This window comes from Gemmiger formicilis (assembly GCF_016900095.1).
GTDB classification, from domain to species: Bacteria; Bacillota; Clostridia; order Oscillospirales; family Ruminococcaceae; genus Gemmiger; species Gemmiger formicilis_A.
In genome coordinates, this window is the sequence record NZ_JACJJP010000053.1 from 1 (window position 1) to 7,633 (window position 7,633).

Annotated in this window: 9 protein-coding genes; 1 reads left to right on the plus strand and 8 read right to left on the minus strand. The window is 62.4% G+C overall.

Going from position 1 to position 7,633, the window contains the following annotated elements; all coding sequences use genetic code 11:
- The 8 genes from H6B15_RS14835 to H6B15_RS14870 form a co-directional block, all read right to left on the minus strand.
- On the minus strand, window positions 1–1,018 hold a 1,018-nt coding region (locus tag H6B15_RS14835; RefSeq protein ID WP_204648785.1), incomplete at its 3' end, for a hypothetical protein.
- Window positions 1,019–1,156: 138 nt separating this feature from the next.
- Window positions 1,157–3,112, minus strand: coding sequence for an oleate hydratase (locus H6B15_RS14840; protein ID WP_204648786.1), 1,956 nt, complete (start codon window positions 3,110–3,112; stop codon window positions 1,157–1,159).
- A 123-nt stretch (window positions 3,113–3,235) separates the two neighbouring features.
- Entirely contained in the window at window positions 3,236–3,793 is a 558-nt protein-coding gene (locus H6B15_RS14845; RefSeq protein WP_204648787.1) for a TetR/AcrR family transcriptional regulator, read from the minus strand.
- A gap of 120 nt (window positions 3,794–3,913) precedes the next feature.
- Window positions 3,914–4,405, minus strand: coding sequence for a flavodoxin family protein BilS (gene bilS / locus H6B15_RS14850; protein ID WP_204648788.1), 492 nt, complete (start codon window positions 4,403–4,405; stop codon window positions 3,914–3,916).
- Window positions 4,406–4,407: 2 nt separating this feature from the next.
- Window positions 4,408–5,523 (minus strand): bilirubin reductase, encoded by a 1,116-nt coding sequence (gene bilR / locus H6B15_RS14855; protein WP_204648789.1) that lies wholly within the window; start codon window positions 5,521–5,523, stop codon window positions 4,408–4,410.
- Window positions 5,508–5,936, minus strand: coding sequence for a bilirubin utilization transcriptional regulator BilQ (gene bilQ / locus H6B15_RS14860; protein WP_204648790.1), 429 nt, complete (start codon window positions 5,934–5,936; stop codon window positions 5,508–5,510). The genes bilR and bilQ overlap by 16 nt, the downstream gene beginning before the upstream one ends.
- 155 nt (window positions 5,937–6,091) lie before the next feature.
- A complete protein-coding gene (locus H6B15_RS14865; protein ID WP_204648791.1) occupies window positions 6,092–6,745 on the minus strand; it encodes a YczE/YyaS/YitT family protein in 654 nt (217 codons plus the stop codon).
- Window positions 6,745–7,176: a MarR family winged helix-turn-helix transcriptional regulator gene (locus tag H6B15_RS14870; protein ID WP_204648792.1), complete on the minus strand. Its 432-nt coding sequence runs from the start codon at window positions 7,174–7,176 to the stop codon at window positions 6,745–6,747. Before H6B15_RS14870 ends, H6B15_RS14865 begins: the two co-directional genes overlap by 1 nt.
- Window positions 7,177–7,358: 182 nt before the next feature.
- Between H6B15_RS14870 and H6B15_RS14875 the strand changes: the two genes are divergently transcribed.
- The coding region (locus H6B15_RS14875; RefSeq protein ID WP_204648793.1) for a hypothetical protein at window positions 7,359–7,633 on the plus strand (275 nt) is incomplete at its 3' end.

The following is a 7,633-nucleotide window of genomic DNA, read 5'->3' on the forward strand; positions in this document are numbered from 1 at the left end:
GGGCGAAGGCCAGAAGACACAACCCCCCCAGCCCCACGCCGCCCCCGAACCGTTCCCCCCCCAGCCGGGCAAACAGGGCCAGAAAGGCGCAGAACAAAATCACCGCGGTGGCCTGGGCGTTGATGTTGGAGGTCAGATGCCGCAGCATGGTGTTGCCGAAGATGCTGTCCCCGGTGCGGAAGACCTTCCACAGGGAGGCGCACTGAAAGCAAAACAATACAAATGGTATAAAACTTGCAATAGTTTTGCTTTTGTATAGCGCACGCCCCAGCCAGTACAGGGCGGCGATCTCCCCGGCCAGGAACACCGGGGGCAGAAAGAAGGCGAACAGGTCGTAGCAGGAGGCCCCGCTGACCAGGGACAAAGCGGCGGCCAGCATCTCGGTCAGATAATGGTAGGAGAACCGCACCCCCGCAAACCGGATATCCTGGGCGGGAAAAGCCTTGCGGAAGGCCTCGGCGTTGCCCACGTTCCACAACAGGTCCCGGTTGGGCACCATGGCCCCGGCGGCGGTGGGATGGGGGTTGACGGCGCTGAAACTCAAGGCCGAAAAAACGCACAGGACCGCCCACAGCAGCACCAGCGCCCACCGGCGGGTGAACAGCAGGTACAGGTACCGGATGCCCACGGCCGCCCGGCGGGGCAGGTCTTCCCGGTGCAGATGCAGCACCACCATCCAGACCAGCAGGGCTGGGGGCCCCACATACAGCAACGGCAGCCAGTCCAGGCGGATGGCCGCCACATAGAAGACCAGCAGCTGGGCACAGCCGCAGACCAGGGTGCACAGTGGCCGCAGACCGGGCCCCCGAGGGGCCAGGCGCAGGGCCAGGGCCAGCCCGGGGGCAAGCAGATAGAACACCAGGCAGAGCAGCAGCCGCGCACCGGCCCACAGATCGGCCCCGCACAGGGAATACACCCCGGCGCAGAACCCCAGGCAGAGAATGACCCCGCCGCACACCAGACCGGTGCGGGGCGGTGTATACACGCGGGAAGGGCGGACAGCGGTGGCGCAGGTCATGGGAAACACACTCCTTTTGTTGCCCATTATACGGCTGGGTTGTTTCGGTTTTGTAAAGAAACCGCGGTTTCCTCCGGTTTTTGCCGAAAAAAGCGCCCCCGGGGTCGGGCGGACCCACGGGAGCGCAGAAATCGGAATTTACAGCATGCCGTCCTTGATCACATGGTGGTCACGCAGCAGCTTTTCCACCACGGTGCCCTGCACGGCTTTCAGCAGGGGCTTTTTCAGCAGATTCAGGGGTCCGGGCAGTTCCATCTCCAGGGGCGACTTGCCGTCCATCAGCCGCACCGAGCTTTCCAGCAGATCCCGCACGTCGTACACACTGCCCCACACTTCGGGCACGCCGCGGTCCACACCCAGCAGACCGTACACCGCCTCCATGGCGGTGCGCACCGAATATTCGGTGGTGAAAACGGTGTCCCGGGGGGTGTCCGCAAACTGGCCCAGAAAGGCAAAGTTCACGCAGCCGTCGGGAATGACGTCGGGGCGGTCCCCCTTGGCCCGGGGCATGAAGAAGGCGGTGATATAGGGCATCATGGTGGGCACGCAGACGGCACTGTGGGCCGCCAGTCCGGGAATATCATCTACCGGCACCCCCAGATGGTACAGCCATTCCTCGGTGATTTCCCGGCCGGTGCAGTCCTTCATGGGCTTTTTCACATAATCGCCGGGCACATCGGTGAACAGGCCGTACACCCAGATGCAGACCTTTTCAGGGTCCTGTTCCTTGAACTGCCCCTGCCGGTTGATGGTCCAGCTCAGCAGCCAGGCGGAATCCTTGCAGCTGACAATGCCGCCGGTGACTACCTTGCCGCTGCGGGGGTCCCGCTGGCAGATGTTGGTGATATACGGGATGATCTTTTCATCCAGGGTGGTGATGGTGGCCGACTCCCAGTTGGTTTTGGAAATGTCGGAGCAGAACTTTTCCGGATGGCCGAAGGCCGGGTCCTGCTTGGCAATGTTCTTCCACAGGTTCCAGCAGCCGCTGGTGCGCACCTCGGCGTCGCCGTTGGGGGCGTGGTCCTGGTCGCCGTAGACAGTGCCCTCGGTGCAGCTGCCGTTGGTCACGAACACCAGGTCGTTCTCGGTGAGGACGATGCCCTTTTCCACCCCTTTGACCTTGCATTCGATGGCGGTGGCCACCTTGCGGCCGTCCTTGATGTCAAACAGCACATTGGTGACCTCGGTGCCGAACTGGAAGTCCACCCCGGCATCTTCCAGATATTTCTGCATGGGCAGGATCAGGGATTCGTACTGGTTGTAGCGGGTGAATTTCAGGGCGCTGAAATCCGGCAGCCCCGCAATGTGGTGGATGAACCGCTGGAAATACAGTTTCATCTCCAGCGCGCTGTGCCAGTTCTCGAAGGCGAACATGGTGCGCCAGTACAGCCAGAAGGTGGAGTGGAAGACCTCGTCGTCAAACACGTCCTCGATGGTCTTGTCGTACAGATCCTCGTCGGGGGTCATGAAGAGCTTGACAATCTCCATGCAGGCCTTCTGGCTCAGGTCAAACCGGCCGTCGGTGTGGGCGTCCTTGCCCCGGTGTTCGGTGGCCCGGCACAGGGAATAGTTGGGGTCGTGCTTGTTCAGCCAGTAGAACTCGTCCAGCACCGAAGCCCCCGGCGTTTCCAGGGACGGGATGCTGCGGAACAGATCCCACAGACATTCAAAGTGGTTTTCCATCTCCCGGCCGCCCCGCATGATGTAGCCCCGGGTGGGGTCGTGGATGCCGTCGCAGGCACCCCCCGCCACGTCCATGGCTTCCAGGATGTGGATGTGGGACCCGGGCATCTGCCCGTCCCGCACCAGGAAGCAGGCCGCCGCCAGGGATGCCAGGCCGCTGCCCACCAGATAGGCATGCTTCTCCTCCACGCCGGCGGGCTTTTCGGGGCGGGCAAAGGCCTCGTAGTTGCCGCTGGAATAGTAGATGCCCTTGCTGTTCTTTTTGTGCATACCCAGCTCGGTGTTGCGATAGTCGGAGGGGGCCTGTGCCGCCTTTTTGCCTGCGGTGTGCTTGCGGGCCAGGACCACGGCTGCCCCGGCGCCGGCCAGACCGGCAGCGGCTGCCGTCAGTTTTACAAAGTTGTTTGCCATATTCAAAACCGCCTTTCTTTTTGGGTGTGGGTATAGCGTACCCCGAAACCCGGCGGCCTACAATTGACAAAAAGGGCCAGGTGATCAGTTTTTCATCACCGGGCCCCTTTTGTATAACAAACTTTACCGGGCGGCAAAGTTGCGGATGGAATTGTCGATGTTGCCCTGCATGGTCAGGGCCATGCGGGTCACGATCTCGTGGTAGTCGGCGCTCATGCCCTGGCGGATCCAGTCCAGCATGATGCCCACAAAACTGTATTTGTAAAATTCGGCAATAAAAATCTTGTCCTGCTCGGAAATGGCCACCCCTTCGCTCTTTTCGTCCACCACACCCCGGATCAGCCCGTAGGTCAGCTTGTACAAAAAGCGTTCCATCTGGTCCCGGCTGATGCAGCGGTAGGCGTTGAGCACGAAAGGCTTGTTTTCCAGCACCGCCTCAAAGATCTGGGCCAGCCCCTCCTGCCAGGTATCGCAGGTTTTTTTGCCCTGCAGGGCCCGGGCGGCGTCCTCCACACAGGCCCACTCCACCAGGTCGTAAATGTCCTTGAAATGGTAGTAGAAGGCCATGCGGCTGATCCCGCAGTCGTCGGTGATGTCGTGGATGGTGATTTTGTCCAGGGGCTTTTTCAGCATCATCTTTTTCAAGGATGCCTCCAGCGCCTGCTTGGTGGTGTTTGCCATACAGTCCTGCCCTCCTGCGGCTCTTTCTGTGTCGGTTACCGCATTATACCCTATAAATATGACAAATCCGTGGCCGGAAACAACAAAAAACCGCCCGGGACCCGGGCGGCGGAGCTGGGGTTACAGGGCGGCGGTCACGGCCCGGCACAGACGGTCCAGGTCGTCGGCGTCGGGGTGGGACAGGGCCGCGTCAAAGTTGTCCAGCATGGCCTGGCGGCGGGGGCTGTCAGGCATGGCCTCGTAGCGGGTGCGGACGGCCTGGGGCATCCTGCCCTGGCACATGTACCGCCCGACCACCCGCACCCCGGCGGGCAGGTTGGCGGCCGCGGCGTCCAGAATCTTGTCAAAATAGACGGCCGACCCGCCGAACCCGGCGGTGCCGAAAAGATAGACCTCCTTGCCCGCGGGCAGGCTCTGCAAAAAGGCGGCCACCGTTTCGTCACAGCTGCCCTTGTCGGTCCAGAACCCCACATACACCCGGTCGGCGGCCAGGGCCTCGGGGGCGGGGGTGCCGAAGTAAACGCAGTCTTCGGCAGGCAGAGAAGCGTGCAGGGCGTCGGCCAGCTGGCGGGTATTGCCGGTGCGGCTGCTGTACACAATGGAGTATTTCATCTTCAGGACTTCCTTTCGTTTTGGTCGTAGATGCAGTGCACACCCCGGTGGGCCATCATACCGCCCAGACATTCCCGGTTGCAGCGCACACAGTGACGGATGGTTCCGGCCTGCCCGGCGGCCACCTTGCGGGGCCAGTCGGGGTCGGCGATGAGCTGGCGGCTCATGGCCACGCAGTCCACCCGGCCGGCGGCCAACTGGGCTTCGACGAAATCCGGGTCGGTGAGCCCGCCCACCCCGCATACCGGGCAGCGGGTCAGGGCGCGGACCTCGTCGCAGAAATGCAGGAAACACCCTTCCGCCCCGAACGCCGGGTGGCTGGCCGGGGGGATGGTATCGCTGAGGTTGCAGTGATCGGCCAGGGTCACATGGAAGCTGGTCACCCCGGCCTTCTCCAGCAAGGGCACAAAGACGGCCAGCTCCGCCTGGGCCACCCCCGCCCGGCCGTAGGCGGGGCTGGCCTGGCGCACAGCCAGTTTGTAGTCGATGGGCATGTCCGGCAGGCGGCGGCGCACGGCGCTCACCGCCTCCACCGCGAACCGGGCCCGGTTTTCGGCACTGCCGCCGTACTCGTCGGTACGGTGGTTGAACACGTCGGAGCTGAAACTGCCGCACATCCGGTCCCCGTGAACCTGCACCATGTCAAACCCGGCTTTTTGGGCCAGCACCGCCGCTTCCCCGAAGGCCCGGGTGATCTTCTCGATCTTACGCCGGGACATCCGGGTCACCAGCGGCCCGGCGGCGTCGTTGAGCCTGGCGCGCAGCTCGTCCGCCGTGATCTTCTTGCACAAAAACCCCGGCAGGTACTTCAGCATCGCCTTGAAATCGGAATCCGACTGGTGCAGCTGGGCGCACAGCAGGCAGCCCTCGGCGTGGACCAGCTCGGCGGCCTGCCTGTACAGGGCAAAGCCCTTTTTGCTGTACAGCGAAGGCCCGAACCCGTGGGGCAAAACCGGCACATCCCCCAGAATGATCATGGCGCAGCCGCCCCGGGCAATGCGCTGCAGCCGGGCCAGCCATTCCTGGGTGGGCACACCCATGGAGGTGGGGGCAAAGATAATGCGGTTTTTTAAGGTCAGCCCGCCGTAGTTCACGGGGGAGTTTATCGTCTGGTACATAGCTTGGAATTCGCCTTCTTCTCCTTGATTTTCTTCAGCAGGTCCAGCAGCTGGGTCTGCTCGTCTTCGGAAAGTCCTTCCAGCGTCTGCCGGTCCCAGTCAAAAAAGACCTCGTGGCATACCCGGAAAGCCTGCTCCCCCTTGTCGCTGAGCCGCAGGCGGTAGGCGCGGCCCTCCTTTTCCCGCAACAGGAACCCGTCCTCGGTAAGTTTCAGGGTGCTGCGCTGGCCGTACCCCCAGTCCAGGCCCAGGGCCTGGGTCAGTTCCGACTGGGTGCAGCCGGGGTGCTTGCCCACATACAGCAGCAAAAACATCAGCCCGTGGCTGAGCCCCAGCTCCTGCAGCCGGTGGGAGGTGTAGGCCGCAAAATCGCGGTAGAGCACGGTGGAATAGTAGGACAGGGTTTGCATCATGGAACAGGACCTCTCTTTCTTGACTTGGTCAAGTATAGTCCGACAACTTGATAAAGTCAAGTGTAAACGGCGAAGTTTTCAAAAGGTTCATAATTGGGCAACAAAAAGGCGCGGTCCCGCAAAAGGGGACCGCGCACAGCGGCAGTATGTAAAGCTTAATCCAGAAAGCGCTGGGCAAACCGACGCATGGGCCGGTTGACCTGCCGGGCCACCAGTCCCACGCAGAAAGCCGCGGCCACGGTGCCTTCCCGCACGCCGTACAGTCCGCCCAGAAACAACAGGGACAGCACGCTGGCAATGACCACCAGGGTCACGTCAAAGCCGATCTTGGCGTTGCCGAAGGGTACCGGAAACACCTTGCACACGGCCAGGACCATGCCTTCACCGGCCAGGGTGACCACGTTGGCGGTTACCTCAAAGCTGACGCCCACACCCACCAGCAGGATGCCGATGATGCACAGCACCCACCGGGCGGGGTAGGCGCTGACGTTGATGTCCTGCAGCGCCCAGACGCTGAAATCGGTCAGGCTGCCGAAAACCAACGCCACCGGCAGCTGGGCCAGCTGGAAGGGGTCGTACCGGCGGCGCAGCAAAAGGATCTGCAGGATGATCAGAGTGACATGCATGGCGATGGTGGCGGTGCCCACGGTCAGGTGCAGGGGCAGCAGGCTCAGCACATAAGGCAGGCTGGAGATAGGGGAGGTGCCCAGCCCCGCCTTGATGGAAAAGGCCACGCCGAAGGCCATGATCACCAGGCCCACCACCAGCAGCAGGCAGCGGCGCAGCATATGTTTGGGGACGGTTTTCATCAAAAAGACTTCCTTTCCGGTTGGGAGATGGCATCGTACACCCGCTGCAGAAGCTGATTCAGAAGCAGGCTCTCCTCCGTGCTCAGCCCGGAGACGGCGCGGGCGTCATACTGCTGGAAAATCTGCTGGACCTGCAAAGCGGCCTGCCGTCCCCGGTCGGTGAGGGAGACGTACAGCGCCCGGCGGTTGCCGTCCTTTTGGGTGCGGCGCACCAGGCCGTCCCGCTCCATCCGCAGCAGGATGCTGCCCACGGTGGCCTGTTCGATCTCGCAGTAGCGGGCAATGGTTTTCTGGTTGCATTCGCCGCATTCGGACAGACATTCCAGAATTTTGGGCTGCCCCGGCGAAAGCCCCAGGTCGGCGGCCTGGGCCATGATCTGGCGGTGGAGCTGGGATTGGGTTTTCATCAGCAGGTAGTGCAGCGGTTCCATCGGTGTACCTCAATACTAAGTATACTTATTATAACAAAGCTTATTATACATCGCCCGGGGCCGGTGTCAAGCCTGGCGGGCAAAACTTTCGGGCGGGCCTGTTTTTGCCGGGGCATGTGTGGTATAATCAATCTGATACCACAAAATCGGACAGCCTATTCAACAGGGAAGGAGGGGCGCATATGCCCAACAGGGAAGGCGGCTACGGCGGCTACAAACAGGACCCCCGCAAACAGGCCGGCCGCAAGATCCATTCTCCCGGCACGGGCGGGGTGCGCCGTGTGGGACAGCCCGGCGACGAAACTTCGCCCCGGGAGTACTACCGCGCCCCCTACACCCCCCGCCAGGGCGGCAACGATGTGCGCCCGGCCCAATATGACCCCGACGGGTTGGAAGAAGACTGGATCCGGGCGGAGGAATACCAGCCTCCCCGAACCCAGACCCCGCCCCCCCGCAC

Excerpts from the sequence above, each read along its gene's own strand:
- H6B15_RS14865 (WP_204648791.1), bottom strand. The coding sequence starts at position 6,745 with ATGAAAACCGTCCCCAAACATATGCTGCGCCGCTGCCTGCTGCTGGTG.
- H6B15_RS14870 (WP_204648792.1), bottom strand. The coding sequence starts at position 7,176 with ATGGAACCGCTGCACTACCTGCTGATGAAAACCCAATCCCAGCTCCAC.
- bilR (WP_204648789.1), bottom strand. The coding sequence starts at position 5,523 with ATGTACCAGACGATAAACTCCCCCGTGAACTACGGCGGGCTGACCTTA.
- bilQ (WP_204648790.1), bottom strand. The coding sequence starts at position 5,936 with ATGATGCAAACCCTGTCCTACTATTCCACCGTGCTCTACCGCGATTTT.
- bilS (WP_204648788.1), bottom strand. The coding sequence starts at position 4,405 with ATGAAATACTCCATTGTGTACAGCAGCCGCACCGGCAATACCCGCCAG.
- H6B15_RS14840 (WP_204648786.1), bottom strand. The coding sequence starts at position 3,112 with ATGGCAAACAACTTTGTAAAACTGACGGCAGCCGCTGCCGGTCTGGCC.
- H6B15_RS14845 (WP_204648787.1), bottom strand. The coding sequence starts at position 3,793 with ATGGCAAACACCACCAAGCAGGCGCTGGAGGCATCCTTGAAAAAGATG.